The organism is Paenibacillus sp. FSL H7-0716 (assembly GCF_038002705.1).
In the GTDB taxonomy this organism is placed as follows: domain Bacteria; phylum Bacillota; class Bacilli; order Paenibacillales; family Paenibacillaceae; genus Paenibacillus_AQ; species Paenibacillus_AQ odorifer.
Genome location: NZ_JBBODA010000031.1, coordinates 1 through 16879 on the forward strand (window position 1 = coordinate 1; position 16879 = coordinate 16879).

Here is a 16879-nt window from a genome sequence, read left to right on the forward strand (position 1 = left end):
GCGGCGGCACTACGGCGCTGCAACAGCCCGCGGAGAGCCTCCGCAGACAGCAGCGCCACTTCCTCGGCCAGCAGCTTGAAGCCTTCGTCTTCCTGCTGCACCTTGGCGCGCAAGGCCAGCAGCGCGCCCTTGGCAATCAAGCTGCGGCTTCGCTTCCACACCTCAGGGAAGAGCACGACCTCGCAGCGCTCGATCTGATCTTCCCATTCGACGAAGGCCATCGATTTCCCTTGCTTCGTCGTAATTTCCTTAACGGATACTACCATTCCGGCCGTAACCGTCTGGCTCTCATCCGCGGCTTCACCAAGATCCATCAGCCGCTGCATGCCGGGCTCCTCAAGCAGTTCCGCGCTATCATCAAGCGGATGGCCCGAAAGATATAACCCCAGCAGCTCACGTTCCATCTCCAGCTGCTGGCCAATGGTGAACTTAGGGATATCCGGATAGCGGATTTCCCAGTTCGGTGTCTCCACCAAATCGTCGAACAGCTGGATTTGCAGTTCATCCCGCTCCTTGCGCCATTTCAGCGCAGCGTCAACCGTCTCGTCCAGCATAGCCAGCAGCTGGGCGCGGTGACCCGGCAGACAGTCAAAAGCTCCCGCCTGCAGCAAAGATTCCACTACCCGCTTATTGCAGACCCGCAGGTCCACACGTCGACAGAAATCTAGCAGACTGTCGAACGGCCGCTCCTTGCGTACTGCCATAATGTTCTCCACTGCCAGCGTGCCGACGTTCTTAATGGCTGCGAGTCCAAAGCGGATATGCCCCGTTCCGGTTCCTTCGCCTGGAACCGGAGTAAACAATACGCCGCTCTCGTTCACATCCGGCGGCAACACGCCGATGCCCGTGCGGCGGCAGTCCAGCACATACTCCGCTACCTTGCGGTGAGTGCCCATTACAGCGGTCAACATAGACGCCATAAACTGCACCGGATAATGTGCCTTGAGATAGGCTGTCTGGAAAGCCAACACTCCATAAGCCGCGGCATGAGCACGCGGGAAGCCGTAATCGGCAAAGCGCACAATCATATCATAAACAGCATTCGCATCCGTTTCATTATACCCCTGCTGCAAGCTCCCTTGAACAAAATGGCTCCGTTCCTTATCCAGAGTCTCACGTTTTTTCTTAGAGACCGCTCGACGGAGCAGATCCGCTTCTCCTAACGAGAAGCCTGCCATCAGAGAAGCAATCTGCATGATCTGTTCCTGATACACAATGATCCCATAGGTGTCCGCTAAAATAGCCTTCAAATCAGAATGTGGATACTCTACTTCAATCTCACCGTGTTTGCCTGCTATATATTTCGGGATAAATTCCATCGGACCCGGACGATACAGCGCTAGAACCGATACAATATCTTCAAAGCCGTTAGGCTTCAGATCTTTAAGTACTCGTCTAACGCCCGCCGACTCCAGCTGGAAGACCCCTGTTGTCTCACCAGCCCCAAGCATTTCATACGTAGCTGGATCATGATCTGGGATGATACGGAAATCCGGAACACTTCCGCTCATTTCTCTAATCGAATTCATGCAGCGTTCGATAATCGACAACGTGCGCAAACCCAGAAAATCCATCTTCAACAGCCCAACGCTCTCCAAATGCTCCATAGAGTATTGGGTTAACGCCGTACTTTCGTTACCTTCCTGAAGTGGGACTGCATCGGTCAACGGACCTTTCGAGATAACAACCCCAGCGGCATGTGTCGAAGCATGGCGGGGCATGCCCTCCACCTTCATTGCCATATCCAGCAACCCTTTAATCTTTGGATTGGTGTCATAAAGTGCTTTAAGATCTGGTGTACTCTCCAGCGCCCTGGCAAGGCTGATCCCTAGTTGACCAGGTATAAGCTTGGCAGCTTTGTCTACCTCGTTATAAGGCAGGTTCAGCACCCTGCCTACATCACGAACGGCAGCCCGTGCAGCCATAGTTCCGAAAGTAATAATTTGCGCCACATGTTCTTTGCCGTATTTCTCCACTACATAACCAATAACCTCATCACGCCGTTCATCGCTAAAATCGATATCAATATCCGGCATGGTGATCCGTTCTGGATTTAGAAAACGTTCAAAGAGCAAGTTATATTTCAACGGGTCCACATCGGTGATTCGCAAAGAGTATGCGGTTAGACTACCCGCGGAGGATCCCCGTCCGGGTCCCGTAGCAATTCCCTGACGATGACAATAAGCAATAAAATCCCACACAATTAAAAAATAATCGCTGAAGCCCATACTCTCGATAACGCCCAGCTCATAGGTCAGACGCTTCTCAGCCGTCTCTCTTTGCTCAGGTGTAGCCCATTGCGGTGTATCTATATATCGTTCCTCCATCCCCTTCCAGCACAGCTCACGCAAATAAGCAGCGGAATCCATGCCTTCAGGGAGCGGAGAATAGGCAGGCAGAATATGATTGCCGAAGGTCAGCTCCAAATTACATTTTTCGGCGATCAATAAGGTATTGGCGATAGCCTGCGGCACATGCGGAAACAATGCCGCCATTTGCTCGCTGCTTTTTAAAAACAGCTGATCTGTTCCGATCTTGAGACGTTCCTCATCGTCCACCGTTTTGCCTGTTCCGATGCAGATCAGCACATCCTGAACTTCAGCATCTTCCTTTGCTAAATAATGGACATCATTCGTCACCACAAGTGGAATTTCACATTCCCCGGCAAGGGCGATCAGCTTGGGATTCACTCTCTTTTGCTCGGAGATCCCGTGGTCTTGCAGCTCCAGATAGAAATCTTCGCCAAAAATCGCCTTATATCGCAGCGCAGCCTTGCGCGCCTCCTCATCACGTCCATGCAGCAGATGCTGCGGCACTTCTCCGCCCAGACAAGCACTAAGGCAGATAATCCCCTCTGAATGAGCTGCCAGCACTTCCATATCAATCCGGGGTTTATAATGATGGCCTTCCAGATGGCCGATAGAGATCAGCTTCATCAGGTTCTTGTAGCCGGTTTCATTCTTGACGAGCAGAATCAAGTGGTAGATTGGTTGATCTTTTCGACTGCCCCGCTCACGGCGTGAACCCGCGGTTAAATAAGCTTCACAGCCAATAATCGGTTTGATTCCATTCTCTTTACACGCTTTATAAAAGGGGATGGCCCCGTACATCACTCCATGATCCGTAAGCGCCAGCGACTTCATGCCGTATTCGCCGGCCCGGCGCACGAGATCGGTAATGCGCGCCGCCCCGTCCAGTAAACTGTATTCGCTGTGCACATGCAAATGCACGAAAGGGCTCATAACCCCACTTCCTCTCTACTGCAAAAATCAAACATAAGATGAAACTATTTTATCATATTAAAGGGGGACCCGCCCATAGAATGGATTAAGAGCATAAGGACAGGCAAAGCTTGTAAATGCCTCGTCCGGGAAGGGGCCTGTATGAGCATTTTTATGAGCAAAGCTATCCTCGACTTCTTTATCGCCTTCGGCATCGTGCTTGGCGGAGCTATGCTCGGCGGAATCGGCGCCGTTGTATCCCTGCAACCGCCGACGCAAACGATGCTGGATGTGGCAGATCGGATTAAAATATGGGCACTAGCAGCCGCTGTAGGAGGTACCATGGACCCCTTACGGGTCATTGAAAGCAACATGATTGGAGGCAACCTCTCCCCCGCCATCAAACAAATCATGTATCTTGCCTTCGCTTTTCTAGGAGCCCATATGGGCAGTGAGCTAGTAAAATGGGTGTGCGGCAGGGGGTAACGCCAGTGAGAGTTCCACCATTCAGTCGTTTTCGCAGATTCACCCAGATCTCCGCTATATTCATGCTAGGGATCGTCGTAGGAGCTGTCATATACAATGCTATTTACCATGTAGGATATAACGTATTATGGCTTCATAATCAAGATCTGCGTGTACAGATCGAGCAATATCAAAAAGATATTCAGACACTCAAAAAATACAATAATACCTCAACCGTGATCAGAGAAATCAAAATTCGATCGGAGGAAAGCAAATCCAAAGAAGATACCCCACTTGACCCCGTAACTGTAAAATTAATCATAAGCCAAATGGGCTCAGATCTGGAACCGATGCGCGGCCGCAGCATGTTCGATATTGATACTGACAGCAAACTGGTTAGACTGCTGTTGGATGGCAAGCTATACATTGTGCGTGACAAGGAATACTCTGTCAAAATCCGAACCATGCTCGTCATGGAAGGCGTCCTGCAAATCTGGGTAGAAATCAGTCCTTTTAAGCGCAGCTGACAGCCATCGTGTGATACAATAATGGACAGACGTGGAAATTACTTCTTGGCTACTGCAAGACACGATAAAGGAGCTGGCTGTCCATGGTTTTATTTATCAAGTATTTATTGTTTATCCTGCTGGTGATCTTTGTAATCGGTGCCGCTGTGTTCAGCATATCCTCCCGCCGTGCCTTAAATCCCCAAGATAAAGGGCTGAAACGCTCCGTCATGAATGTAATGCTCGGTGCTATGCTCGTAACGCTATCCTTGATATCCATGTTTTTGTTTCGCGGCTCTACCGTTAATATCATTGTTGAAGCTGCCTTTCTGCTGATTGGTGCGTTCAACATCTTCTCGGGGATACGCAGCTATAGTTTTTACAGCCGTAGTCGCAGCCGCAGCCAGGAACAACACTAGTCGAAAACTTAGCTGCTGTTCTGACGGAATAGAAAGAATAAAATAGACTGCCCTCTCTTTCAATGATGAGGGCAGTCTATTTAGCATGTATACGATCCTATTTACCGTACGCTATCCAGCTAGCAAACCATTTTTTAGCCATGATCAATGGATTGCAGCATCAGAACAGCTTTGGCTACCAGAGTATCCGAGTGGCTGATCTCAATTTCAAGCTTACAGGTACGACGGCTGATTTCGAGCAGTCTCGGCATTACAATGATCGCATGTTCGATCTGTACCGGTCGGATAAAATAAGTGGACATATTATCTAGTACATAATCATTTCCTGTGATGTCCTTAGCTGCTTTAAATGCCGAAAGCGTCATAAGCGTAGACAATATCCCTTCAGAAATCGTCCCAAGATCCGTGGCCATCTGCGGTGTAATAAAGCCATGGAAGAACAATCGCCCCTCTTCGTCCCGCTCATCCGCAAAACCATTCCAAATGAGATGATCAAAAGTCTCTCCCAGCTGAGGTTGATTCCGGACATCGCGTAAGCTTTGCAGCACTTCTTTACGGGTTAGGGAGCCTACCAGTTTACGGTTACGGTCCACTATGGGCAGAAAATCCACGCCTTCCCACATCATGATCTGGGCCGCGGAGGCTAGTGAGGTTTGCAGTGCAGCTGTAACCGGACTGCGAATCATCGCCTTTTCAATGATCTGGCCTTCCGTCAATTCCTCTACATCGCGGCGACCAATAATGCCGATGACTCGGTTCCATTCATCCGTAACGGGAAAGCGCTGCTCTCCAGTTTCCTCAGAAACCTGTCGTAGCTCGCCGACGGTACTAGAGATTTTTAACGTATTCAGGCGCGGTTTGCTGTCGATAATATCCTCTACCAGCATAATTTTTTTCTTAATCAATCTATCAAAAATGGCACGGTTAATCATTGAAGCGACGGTAAACGTGTCATGTCTCGAAGAAATAATGGGAAGATCCAGCTCGTCTGCCAATGCCTTCACTTCACGGCTCGTCCCGAAGCCCCCTGTCACCAGAACCCCCGCACCCTGCTCCAGCGCTAGAGAGTGAACATCATCGCGGTTACCTACGATCAACAGACTGTCAGCATCTATATAACGGATCATTGCATCGACCTTCATCGCCCCGATCACGTATTTATGCAGATGTTTATTTAGTCCACTTGCCCCGCCGAGCACATGCCCTTCAACAATATCAACTACATCGCCAAACGTCAGCTGCTCTGAAATGTTCCGAGGTTTCTTTTCTACACGAACTGTACCAATCCGTTCCTTCGTGATGACTATCCCGAGATTCTCAGCTTCCTTCACTGCACGGTAAGCAGTCCCTTCGCTGACTAGCATTTCTTTGGCGAGCTTGCGAACAGATATTTTGGTGCCTACCTTAAGACCTTCAATATGCTGCAGCAGTTGCTCGTGTTTAGTAATCGCATCGCCTTGACCTTCCAACTGTTACACCCCCATGCTCCGATCTGTACTATACTGTACCTATTATACAACGATAGAATGGCTCAGTACAACCGATTCATAAGCTTCGAATTCGAATTTCACTCTCCTTACACAATCTACGATTTAGGTAGGTATTGCCACATAGTAAGTTTAAAAACCACCTTAAAATCGAATTTTTGAAACTGAATATCTCTGATGCGTTTTAAGCTGACCTTAAAAATTCGCTGCCTTTATTTAGCAAACTTTTCCTCTTTTTTATAGTCTGAGAATTAAAGAAGGTATAAAGGAGCATTGAAGAGATGAACAAGACCGCTTTATTACTACTTACTATTACTTTGCTTTTTATAGGACTGGTCGGCTGTGGAAATACGGAAAACGAAGTAAAACAAGCAGGCCAAATTGAGCTGGATGCAAATAATATAGTTTCTATCAACTTAATTGAAAAAAAACAGCCAATGGCCACTATTTCGGCTCCATCCTCCTTTGAACGTTTCGTTCAAGCCATAACTACTGCTGAATATGATAGAGGACAACTAGATATTGCTCCCAGCGATTACAGCACCACTGTGAACATGAAGGATGGTATAAGTTATGAGTTCTCCTTTTGGATCGTCGGAAGTAACAGTGGGTTACTCATTAAATCCGGACAAATGGGCCACTATCGTCTGTCAGATACCAGCAAAAAGGATCTATTGGACTTGTTTCAACCAACTTTTAATGAAGATAAGAATTCATCAGAAGACACTGCTAACCCGCAGCCCCCAAGCGTTCAAGTTACTGTTGGCGGTGAGCAGTTCGAGGCTATTCAAGGCTCTTATTGCTGGAACGAGAATGGCAAAGGCGTATGTGTGGATATAGCTTCTTACGATGAATTGGTTTCCAAACAAAAGGTACATCCTAAAGCCATCAGCGGTGATCGGGTAGAACTCGAATTCTCATATGCACCCAAGGAGATAGAGGTTATGGCTTCATTTCCTGGTGAGGAACGACCGGACGAAGCCCTTTCCGTGGACAAAAATAGTTTTCAACTCGCAGCAGGTAGCGGCAGACACCTATATATCATCCATGCAAGATGGCCTCAGGGAAGCGCCAGTTATGTATTTGAAGTTGAATGCTCGGTCAGTAAAAAGTAATCGGATTGTTTTTGCTCAACAAGTGGGGGGATGGTCGGATGATGGGATTGGATGGTAGGATGGTAGGATTATGCCCATCCTCTCTACGATCAGGAAAAAAGTTTATAATATCCATGTGAAAGGAGCTGAGCTTATGCAATTTCTTGTTATACTCGCGGTTCTCGTTCCTGCGGTGTGGTATTACGCGGCTCTTGGTAAACGGATATCTGCCGAAGAAAAGAAGGCTGGAAGAGATCTCACCAATGAGATCAACCCTTTTACGGGTGGAAAATAACATTTAGCCCCCTGCAAGCAATGCAGGGAGCATAAAAAAAGTCCACTGGCTTAGGCTAGTGGGCTTTTTCGTATGAGTGTGTCTCTTTTGTATGCTCTTTGTGTGACTTGTGTGATTGGCTCGTCATTCTGAGGCATTTATGCCTCTCTTTTGGCTACTTCTGCAATTTCCGCAGCATTCTGAGGCACTTATGCCCCTCTTTGCACCACTTCTGCGCTTTCCGCAGCATTCTGAGGCACTTATGCCTCTCTTTTGGCTAGTTGTGCGTTTTGCGCGGCATTCTAAGGCACTTATGCCTCTCTTTGCACCACTTCTGCGCTTTCCGCGGCATTCTAAGGCATTTTTGCCTCTCTTTGCACCACATCTACGTTTTCCGCAGCATTCTGAGGCACTTATGCCTCTCTTTGCACCACATCTACGTTTTCCGCAGCATTCTAAGGCACTTATGCCTCTCTTTGCACGACTTCTACGCTTTCCGCGGCATTCTGAGGCATTTATGCCTCTCTTCGCACCATTGCCGCGCTTTCCGCAACATTCTAAGGCATTTGTGCCTCTCTTCGCACCATTACCGCACTTTCCGCAACATTCTAAGGCATTTTTGCCTCTCTTCGCGCCGCTTCTGCGCTTTCCGCGGCATTCTAAGGCATTTTTGCCTCTCTTTTGGCTAGTTGTGCGTTTTGCGCGGCATTCTGAGGCACTTATACTTCTCTTTGCACGACTGCCGCGCTTTTTCAAGAGACCTGAAGCTAATCTAGCTTTTTTAGTAATCGACCCCAACTCTATTATCTTTGCGAAACTCTAGTTTCTTCATTCCACTTTGTCTGCCATTGCTCCAGCTTTGCTTTTCGCACAGCTTCCAAACGTTTGGTCTTTTCCTCATCAACCCCCATAATAAAATGCAAATGTGCCGCAATGACCATAAACGCAAAAAGTGACCAGACGACTCCAAAACCAAACACCCAGCTCGGTCCATTCGCAAGCGAAAGCTTCGGCAGTGCATACAAAAGCATGGCCAACGCCAGCAACAAATAGATACCATGTTTGAACTTGTTTCTTTTTCTCATTAATAACAGCTCCTTCGTAGACAGGATATTCGATTGAATCTATATCTCTACTCTATGAACATGAGGCCCGTAATATGAGACAAGTCCATTAAAAAATATATGCTTTTTCAAAATTATGTATAAAAGGTTAGCATTTATATAGCAGAAGATGCTTATATATGAGATGATGATTTCATTTAGGGGAGGCGTTTTTGAATTGAATGCAGCTTATAATCATACCGAATACATAATTCGCAAAAAAGTATTTTCGATCATGGGTGCGAAACTTCATATTTTTGATAGCTCTGAGCAGCTTGTGCTCTATTCGCAAATGAAAGCGTTCAAGCTTAAAGAAGACATTGCACTTTATACGGATGAATCCATGCAGAAGGAGCTTCTGCGCATAAAAGCCCGCAATGTGGTCGATTTTAGCGCCACTTATGATGTACACGATACAGAGTCTGGTGAGCATATTGGTGCTTTTCGCCGTAAGGGACTCAAATCTATTTTGAAGGATGAATGGATTATTCTTGACCGTCATGATCAGGAAATTGGAAAAATCAAGGAAGACAGCACCGCAATGGCTCTACTGCGCCGCTTCATCGCTATTATTCCGCAGAAATATAATATCGAGATGGATGATGCAACGATCCCTGCCTTCAAGCAAAATTTCAATCCATTTGTCACCAAAATTATGGCTGACTTCTCGGAGGATCGAAAAGGCAAGCTTGATCGCCGCTTAGGTTTGGCAGCTGGTATTCTTCTCTGCGCAGTCGAAGGTAAACAAGATTAGATTGAGGTTGAGGTTGAGGTTGAGGTTGAGGTTGAGGTTGAGGTTGAGGTTGAGGTTGAGGTTGAGGTTGAGCTTAGGCTAGCCATATAGCCACAGCCATAAGAAAGAGGGTGTTTCCAGAGCCACCGGCTTCGGGAACACCCTCTTTTGATTTTCATTGTTGAAATTTATTCGCCGTACAATTGAGACAAACTCTCGGTGATAATTTTATTTACATCCTCGATTACAACGCTCAGACGGCGTTCCGCATCGAACAGACGACGAATGCCAAGATTCAAGTTAAGCACCTCGAACAGCTTCTCCATCTTCTCCATTTCTTCCTGTGGAGGCATTTCTCCGCTCATCATCCGTTGTTGCAGCTCCATCTGACCTTGGCGGAAATTGTCCAGCATCGCTTTCGCTTCAGGATCCGTTTCTACGACCTTCATGGCATTTCTGATATCCGATACCTCGCTGCTCTCTTTAATGGCTTTCGCCAGTTCATGTGCTTTGTCGTGAATGCTCATTATGATTCCTCCTAAAAGTTTTGTTAGCGTACACTCCTCAGATCGTCTTCGTACAAAACTCACTCCGAAAACATACGCTTAAGTTTTGTTAGCAGCTGCTTCCTGAATCCACGCTGCTTTAGTTTCCAATATTCGCTCATTCCATACTTGTTTCGCTTCTTGGGCCGAGCTTATGAAATGACTGGGCAAGGTTTTTAGCGGTTAGGTCAATCACCAAGGGTCATCTGTCTCCATATGATGAATGATATGTAACCCTTAGCTACCAAATTGCCGGCATCATGCTGCCTACCGGAAGGAGATCCACGATGTCCCAATTCAAGATCCCGGTCCATACGGTCAACTCGGGCATCCTGCAGGAAAACGCTATAATGCTTGGCGAAAAATCCATGAAAAGACTCAAAATCCCGTCTCACGGAACACTCCAGCTGGCATTCGGCTCTTTCCGGCAGGAGGTTACCATTATCTCGGCTCCCAAATCCGACATCCTGCGTGTAAGCGAAGGACTGGCGCGGCGGACCGGATGGAAACACCGACAAACCCTCAACGTTTCTTACAGCTCTGTAAGCCGCACCTTGCGGCTAGGACCGTTGATCGGCGTGCTCGTCAGTCGTGACCATCCAGATAATCTCGACAGGTTGTTTGGACCCATTACCATGTTCTGTCGGGAATTGACAAATGCCTGCCACACACAAGGCGCCTATGTATATTTCTTTACCCCGGAAGCGCTGGAAACACGCAGTTCTTCCATTCAGGGCTGGGTATACAACGAGGGTTGGAGAAAAATGAGTCTGCCCATTGCCGATGTAATCAACAATCGGTTAACGACGCGAAAGGTGGAGAATAAACCTAGCGTACAGCATTTTTTGGCGGATGTAAAATCACGATATGGAACGCATTTCTTCAACGAAAAATTTCTTGACAAGACAGAGGTATTTGAAGCTTTAGCGCAAGACCCTTCCCTGCAGCGGTATTTACCTGAGTCGCATGCGTTGAACGGCTTTGCCGTAATGAAGAAGATGTGCAGCCATTACCCAAGTGTATTTTTGAAACCTGTACGAGGCAGTCTCGGCAAAGGCATACTTCGTATCTCTAAAGAAGAAGGCGGAGGTTACCGTCTGTTGTCTACTACCTCCATAGGTACACGCAAGCAAAGCTATACCACTCTCGCTAAATTGTACCAGTCCATCGCTCCCAAAATGAAGACTACTCGATACCAGATTCAGCAGGGATTGCCTTTAATGGAGCTAGGAAGGCGACCTGTAGATTTCCGGGCACTTGTTCAGAAGAATGGCAGCGGAAAATGGGGGGTTACCTCCATTGTCGCCCGCACCGCCGGCAGCAATCACTTCGTGTCTAATTTAGCTAGAGGTGGCAGTCTCAGCACTGTAAAAGAAGCAGTTAGCAAGAGCAGTCTTCCTCCGGGCGCAAAAGAAAACGTTCAGCTTCAGCTGCCCAGAGCAGCACTTGCCATTGCAAGAGGGGTCGAAACCTTTATCCCCGCTCATTTCGGAGAGCTCGGAATCGATCTGGCACTGGATCAATCAGGACGAATATGGCTCTTAGAGGTTAACTCCAAGCCCTCCAAGAACGATAATACACCGTTAAACGATCAAAAAATAAGACCGTCCGTCAAGCAAATGATTTTATATTGCCGCTACTTGGCCGGTTTATAAGGAGGACACGATGACTGAAACAGAAGTGGGGTTCCTCGGCATTATGACAGGCCGCCGCAACGGGAATCCACCGATCGCCGAGCCAGAGTTTTGCAGTCATTTATGCCGGGCAGCTCCTCTATACAGCCTAAAAGTCCTCGTATTTCATCCAGACGGAGTAGCGGCAGACGGGTCCTCCATTACCGGTTATACCTGGAAAGATGGAAGCTGGCAGAATACCACTTCTTCACCGCCAGATATTATCTATAATCGCTGCTTTTACGAAGGTCCGAAAGAAAGAAAAGAAGCTTCCGCTGCTCTCTCTACTCTTCATCGTTCCCTGCCTTGGTCTCGAGGTTTGCCAGATAAATGGGGTGTACATGAGATATTGAAGCGCGACCGGAGAGCAGCGGCAATACTGCCGGAAACTGTACTCTATACCGGTAACCGCAGGTTAAGTACAATGCTTGCTGAAAGAGAATATGGAGTCTTTCTAAAGCCCAAGGCCGGCACCCATGGCAAACGTACATTACATGCCATACTGCAAAACAGAGGCATGAGAGTACGAGGGCGTGACGGTACAAATACACCTTTTCAATATGTTTTCGACTCACAGGCTGAAGGACTGAACTGGATTCATGAATTTATCGGCTCACGCCGCTATATTATACAGCCTTTCCTGCACCTAACGAATAGTAAGGGGCAACCGTTCGATGTGCGTGTATTGATGCAAAAGAATGGCCTTGGCAGCTGGACTCTTACCGGCATGGCCGTACGGCTGGGTAACCAAGGTTCGCTGACTTCGAACCTGCATGGCGGCGGAACAGCTGTTTCTCCCCTGCCTTTTTTGCTTGCTGAATATGGTCAGGGTGGAAAAGACATCATGCGTGAGCTTGCTGCAGAAGCTGCATACCTGCCTCCCCTACTAGAGGCTGCATGCGGCAGGCTTGGAGAACTCGGCCTTGATTTCGGTATTGATTCGAGCGGTCGGATTCATTTACTAGAAGCAAATTCCAAGCCAGGGCGCACGGTATTCCGGCTGACGGGCGACCGCCGGGCTGCTAAGCTCGCCGCCGAGAATCCACTGTCTTATGCGCGCCATCTACTGCTCACACAACGACGGATACCATCCCTATCTACGGACAGCTCCGTTACAAACGGGAGAATGATAACAATGGTTCCTAAGGAGGATTCATAAATGAGTCTCACTTTTTGCAATGTGCATTTCACTAAGCAGCCCCAAAGAGTTGTATATGTATCAGGTGCACTGATGAAAAGCTTGAAGTTAACCGGGAAAAAAAATATACGCTTAAGGCTCGGAAAAGATGCCACCCCGACCATGATCAAGCCCATCAAGCGCGCCGGAAATCACCTATATCTCGCCTCAGGCGTAAAAAGCGCTATCAAGGTTCCGAAATCAGGTGGTATCTATTTACGCAATCTACAAAATGACGAGGTGCAGCTGGGACCTTTAGTTGGCATATTGTCCGATGGTCCTGCTTCCTCGTCTCAGCCCTTCGGTTCTCGCACAGGGTTCATCAAGCAATTGCTGCGGGAAGGCAGTAACAAATGTTATATATTTGCCTTTATGCCGCGTGACATCAACTGGCAACAGGAACAGGTCTATGGATATTTTTTGACTTCAAGCGGTAAGTTTGAACGAAAAATGGTCCCTCTACCTGATGTTGTCTATAATCGATTGCCCAGTCGGAGAGCTGAGACCTCACCCTATATCAACCAACTTCGCGAACGATTTATGCGGAAAAAAATTCCATACTTTAACTGGAGTTTTTTCAATAAATCCGATATCTACAAGCTTTTGGAAAATGATGGGGCAGCAAATCGTTATGTACCTGAAACACACAGCAATCCGTCCACGGAAAAAATGAGAGAAATGCTGGATCACCATCATTTTGTATACTATAAACCTTCTGCGGGAAGTCTCGGTCACGGCATTTATCGGCTTACCTATCTCCCGAAAAAGGGGTATTTTGCCCGCTACCGCCGCGGAGGAAAAAACGTACTTCTACGCTTTACTACCTTTGAGAGCCTTATGCGTATGCTTCGTTCGCGTCACGGTCAAAATCTGCAAAATTATATAGTTCAGCAGGGAATACGCCTCATTGAAATAGATGGCTGCCCGATTGATTTCCGGTTCCATATGCATAAAAACGGCAGTAATCAGTGGATTGTAGTCGGCATAGGCGCTAAAAAAGCCGGCCGTGGCAGTGTCACCACTCACCTTAAAAATGGAGGAGCATTGCTCACACCTCAGCAAGCACTCGGACGTGTATTCGGCGCAAGAGCTGATGAAGTACTGCAGCGTGCAAAGACTACAGCCATCAAGCTGGCAGAATCACTAGAAGTCCAGCATCGTCATTTGCTCGGTGAAATTGGCTTTGATCTCGGAATTGATCAGGATGAAGACATCTGGATGTTCGAGGCCAACGCCAAACCAGGTCGTTCCATCTTCCGTCACCCTTCCCTGCGCGCTGAGGGCAAAGCTTCCATCGAGCACATTCTGGAGCATTGTCTATACCTCAGCAAATTCCGCAGGAGGGATGAGATGTGAGCACCCATAATCCGGAAGATACAAAACCTGTTATTGCCATACTGACAACCAGCGATAAAGTAAGGCAATTTAATGGCAACCGCAGCAACTTCCGGGACATTATTCGCACAGGCAAAGAAATGGGATTTCTTGTCTACGTCGTCACTGTCCGTGACCTCAAGCTTGAGGAACGGATGGTGAACGGATATGTCCCATCGTCAAGCGGTAAAATCTGGTACAGCATTCCTGTACCTCTTCCACAAATCATTTATAACCGGATTCCTACCCGTGAGGATGAGGAAAAGCCTGCTGTGGTACGTAAAATAGCTCAATGCCTGGAACACCCAGGCATTAAGCTATATAATCCATATTTTTTCAATAAATGGAGTCTCTTCGAATGGTTAAGGGGTTCGCACTCCACCTCAAAGCATGTTCCAAAAACGAGACGATTACGCAGTGCAAACACCCTTACTGCCATGCTGAACCAGCATACCAGCCTCTACCTTAAACCAGAGAATGGCAAAGCAGGAAAAGGAATTATGCGCCTAAAATATCGTGCAGATACCGCTTTGCCTTACCGGCTCCAAATTCAAAGCGGGAAAAAAAATGTGACGTACAAAGCAGCTTCCATGGACCGGCTCTGGGCAAGAATCGGAAAAGAAAAAGGAATCTCTCGTTATATTGTGCAGCAGGCTATTGAACTGGCGACTCATCGGGGAAGACCGTTTGATCTGCGGGTGCTTCTGCAAAAAAACAGCAGAGGCGGCTGGGGAGTGACCGGCATAGGCGCACGCCTCGCCGGTGCCCGAAGTATAACGACACATGTACCACGCGGCGGTACTATTGAAGAGCCTGCCAGCATGCTGGAAAGTACCTTTGGAACCGAAAAAGCAGCCATGATCCTGAAGAGCGTGCCTACAACCGCCCTTCTTATCGCTAGACAAATTGAAAGAGCTTCTGATTCTATGCTCGGAGAGATGTCGATGGATCTGGGTGTAGATGAGAACGGGGGACTCTGGTTCTTTGAGGCCAACTCCCGGCCGATGAAATTTGATGAACCCGCGATCCGCAAGCTGTCCCTAGAGCGAATCTTTCACTACGGCCAGCACTTAGCGCGCCAGTTTAAATAGAAATCATTAAAAGGATGTGACACAGCATGCAGATATCCTCCATCTATGACACAAATGCCAAACAGTGGAAATCACGGCTGGCTGGGCTGCTTGAGTTTATAAGAGCACATGGGGAGAAGCGAATCACAAACCAAGCTTGCAAAGTACTAGCCCGACTAACTCCGGATCAGTTGTCAGAGCCGGGTATCTCGCTGCTTGTCGCTACCGTACGCGGTCAGAATGGGCGCCAGCTCGCAGGAGTCAGCTTCGTATCCGGTTTCGGTGCAGAAGCCTGTCTTGTCGCTGTGCATCCCTTCTACCGGAATAGACATACCGGCACTGCCTTAATGGCTGCCCAGCTGAAACGCCTCGGGCATCTGCAATGCAGTGTTGCCTGTGACAATACAGCTAGCCTAAAGATGTGCTTCAATATCGGCCTTGCTGCCGACACACTTACCACTGGTCCTACCGGCAAGCCAACATTACTGCTCCGGTCACCCCATCATACCGGCAGCACTACTATTTCTCCACAAGAAGGTGAACTCCTGTGCCAGAGCCCGTCTTAGGCATTCTTACTTTATATATTAACGAAGCCAAGCAGCTTGAAGAAAAGGCCGTGTACCGGAGAATGATCGTCGAGGGCAAACGAATTGGCTTGGATGTCTTTGTATTCACTCCCATGGATGTTCATCCCAGCAAAGAGCAGATCCATGCCCTTGTCTTTGATCCCAAGAGCGGAAAATGGTCACGCAAATGGCGTTCTTTTCCGAACATGATTTATGACCGTTGCCGTATTCAGCGCAGCTCACGCTTTCAGCAACTGCTTCGTTTCCGAGAACGCTACAATCATCTGTTATTTCTGAATCGTCCACTGCGCAACAAATGGACCATTCACCAAACCTTCTCACAAAAAAGCCGTTTCCGGCAGCATATGCCAGAAACTTTACTCTATCAGTCCTCTGCCGACCTGCGCCGGATGCTGAAAAGCAATTCAGTAGTCTATATCAAGCCGGCAAACGGCACAGGCGGACGTGGCATCCTCAGAATTGAGAGAATGAAGGATGGGCGAGGGGTATATGATATTCAGGGCCGTCGCCAGGATCGCCGAATCATTCCCACACGTAAAGTCTCTTCTACTCGGCTGGATTCCATCGTACGGCAATGGTGCATCGGCGGACGTTTCCTTATCCAACAGGGGATTCCATTACGTCTGCCGGGCGGACGTTTCCATGATTACCGGATGCTCGTTCAAAAGAATGGGCAAGGTGTCTGGGAACTGACAGGTATGGCAGCACGGGTCGGTGCAGCGCGAAGTGTAACCTCCAATCTTCATGGCGGTGGTCATGCCGTTCGAGCGGAAACGCTGCTGAAGGAATGGCTGGGTAGTCAGGATAAAACCGATAAGGTCATGAAGACTGCCGAGAAGTTAGGTCTTGATGCCGCAGCCTTCTTGGAAGAAAGTTACGGAGCCTTATGTGAGCTTGCATTGGACCTCGCCATTGATCGCGAAGGGAAAATTTACGTGCTGGAGGTTAATCCAAAGCCCGCCCGTGAAGTGTTCGCAAGATCTGGTGACGGAACCACTTACCGCAAAGCCCTGATTCGCCCTCTGGAATACGCGCTGTGGCTCTACAATAACAAAGGAACCCCGAGCACAGCTAAAACGACTGAGGAATAAAAATCATCTTAGTAGTCATCAAAAAAAGACGTCCCTAGCTCGTATTAATACGAAGCCGAA

At 48.1% G+C, this 16879-nt stretch carries 16 protein-coding genes; 12 read left to right on the forward strand and 4 right to left on the reverse strand.

Going from position 1 to position 16879, the window contains the following annotated elements:
• Positions 1–3242, reverse strand: a 3242-nt coding sequence (locus MHH60_RS26660; protein WP_341161178.1) for a DNA polymerase III subunit alpha, incomplete at its 3' end; no start/stop codon positions are given.
• 141 nt (positions 3243–3383) lie between these two features.
• On the opposite strand from MHH60_RS26660, the gene MHH60_RS26665 reads away from it, so the two are divergent.
• The 3 genes from MHH60_RS26665 (at position 3384) to MHH60_RS26675 (ending at position 4611) form a co-directional block, all read left to right on the forward strand.
• Entirely contained in the window at positions 3384–3707 is a 324-nt protein-coding gene (locus tag MHH60_RS26665) for a YtrH family sporulation protein (RefSeq protein ID WP_036678886.1), read from the forward strand.
• Positions 3708–3712: 5 nt separating this feature from the next.
• Positions 3713–4213 carry a DUF4044 domain-containing protein gene (locus MHH60_RS26670; RefSeq protein ID WP_038569663.1) on the forward strand — a complete coding sequence of 167 codons (501 nt, stop codon included), beginning with the start codon at positions 3713–3715 and terminating at the stop codon, positions 4211–4213.
• Between the two features lie 83 nt (positions 4214–4296).
• On the forward strand, positions 4297–4611 hold the full coding sequence (locus tag MHH60_RS26675) for a YtpI family protein (protein WP_076133956.1): 315 nt from the start codon (positions 4297–4299) through the stop codon (positions 4609–4611).
• A gap of 134 nt (positions 4612–4745) precedes the next feature.
• Here MHH60_RS26675 and MHH60_RS26680 read toward each other — a convergent pair whose 3' ends face one another.
• The gene (locus MHH60_RS26680) at positions 4746–6080 is read right to left on the reverse strand and encodes a DRTGG domain-containing protein (protein WP_076124897.1); all 1335 of its coding nucleotides are present in this window, start codon (positions 6078–6080) and stop codon (positions 4746–4748) included.
• Between the two features lie 299 nt (positions 6081–6379).
• On the opposite strand from MHH60_RS26680, the gene MHH60_RS26685 reads away from it, so the two are divergent.
• Together MHH60_RS26685 and MHH60_RS26690 are read left to right on the forward strand one after the other, a co-directional pair.
• Complete coding sequence (locus MHH60_RS26685) at positions 6380–7213, forward strand: hypothetical protein (RefSeq protein ID WP_076133955.1); 834 nt, start codon at positions 6380–6382, stop codon at positions 7211–7213.
• Between the two features lie 133 nt (positions 7214–7346).
• Positions 7347–7487, forward strand: coding sequence for a hypothetical protein (locus MHH60_RS26690; RefSeq protein ID WP_175617313.1), 141 nt, complete (start codon positions 7347–7349; stop codon positions 7485–7487).
• A 782-nt stretch (positions 7488–8269) separates the two neighbouring features.
• On the opposite strand, the gene MHH60_RS26695 is transcribed toward MHH60_RS26690, so the two are convergent.
• A complete protein-coding gene (locus MHH60_RS26695) occupies positions 8270–8551 on the reverse strand; it encodes a hypothetical protein (RefSeq protein ID WP_076133952.1) in 282 nt (93 codons plus the stop codon).
• A 196-nt stretch (positions 8552–8747) separates the two neighbouring features.
• On the opposite strand from MHH60_RS26695, the gene MHH60_RS26700 reads away from it, so the two are divergent.
• Positions 8748–9323, forward strand: coding sequence for a hypothetical protein (locus tag MHH60_RS26700; protein ID WP_197740342.1), 576 nt, complete (start codon positions 8748–8750; stop codon positions 9321–9323).
• A 167-nt stretch (positions 9324–9490) separates the two neighbouring features.
• Here MHH60_RS26700 and MHH60_RS26705 read toward each other — a convergent pair whose 3' ends face one another.
• The gene (locus MHH60_RS26705; protein WP_036683973.1) at positions 9491–9829 is read right to left on the reverse strand and encodes a YlbF family regulator; all 339 of its coding nucleotides are present in this window, start codon (positions 9827–9829) and stop codon (positions 9491–9493) included.
• Between the two features lie 305 nt (positions 9830–10134).
• On the opposite strand from MHH60_RS26705, the gene MHH60_RS26710 reads away from it, so the two are divergent.
• Genes MHH60_RS26710 through MHH60_RS26735 form a run of 6 tightly spaced genes read left to right on the forward strand, consistent with a single transcriptional unit; the run spans position 10135 to position 16819 of the window.
• Positions 10135–11502 (forward strand): YheC/YheD family endospore coat-associated protein, encoded by a 1368-nt coding sequence (locus MHH60_RS26710; protein ID WP_036683975.1) that lies wholly within the window; start codon positions 10135–10137, stop codon positions 11500–11502.
• Positions 11503–11512: 10 nt separating this feature from the next.
• Positions 11513–12679 carry a YheC/YheD family endospore coat-associated protein gene (locus MHH60_RS26715; protein WP_076133950.1) on the forward strand — a complete coding sequence of 389 codons (1167 nt, stop codon included), beginning with the start codon at positions 11513–11515 and terminating at the stop codon, positions 12677–12679.
• Positions 12680–14053 carry a YheC/YheD family endospore coat-associated protein gene (locus MHH60_RS26720; RefSeq protein WP_076133949.1) on the forward strand — a complete coding sequence of 458 codons (1374 nt, stop codon included), beginning with the start codon at positions 12680–12682 and terminating at the stop codon, positions 14051–14053. It abuts the gene before it with no gap.
• Positions 14050–15162, forward strand: a complete 1113-nt coding sequence (locus tag MHH60_RS26725; protein ID WP_076133948.1) for a YheC/YheD family endospore coat-associated protein — start codon at positions 14050–14052, stop codon at positions 15160–15162. Before MHH60_RS26720 ends, MHH60_RS26725 begins: the two co-directional genes overlap by 4 nt.
• Positions 15163–15188: 26 nt before the next feature.
• On the forward strand, positions 15189–15707 hold the full coding sequence (locus tag MHH60_RS26730) for a GNAT family N-acetyltransferase (RefSeq protein ID WP_076124882.1): 519 nt from the start codon (positions 15189–15191) through the stop codon (positions 15705–15707).
• Positions 15689–16819 (forward strand): YheC/YheD family endospore coat-associated protein, encoded by a 1131-nt coding sequence (locus MHH60_RS26735; protein WP_076133947.1) that lies wholly within the window; start codon positions 15689–15691, stop codon positions 16817–16819. Before MHH60_RS26730 ends, MHH60_RS26735 begins: the two co-directional genes overlap by 19 nt.
• Positions 16820–16879 lie beyond the last annotated feature (60 nt).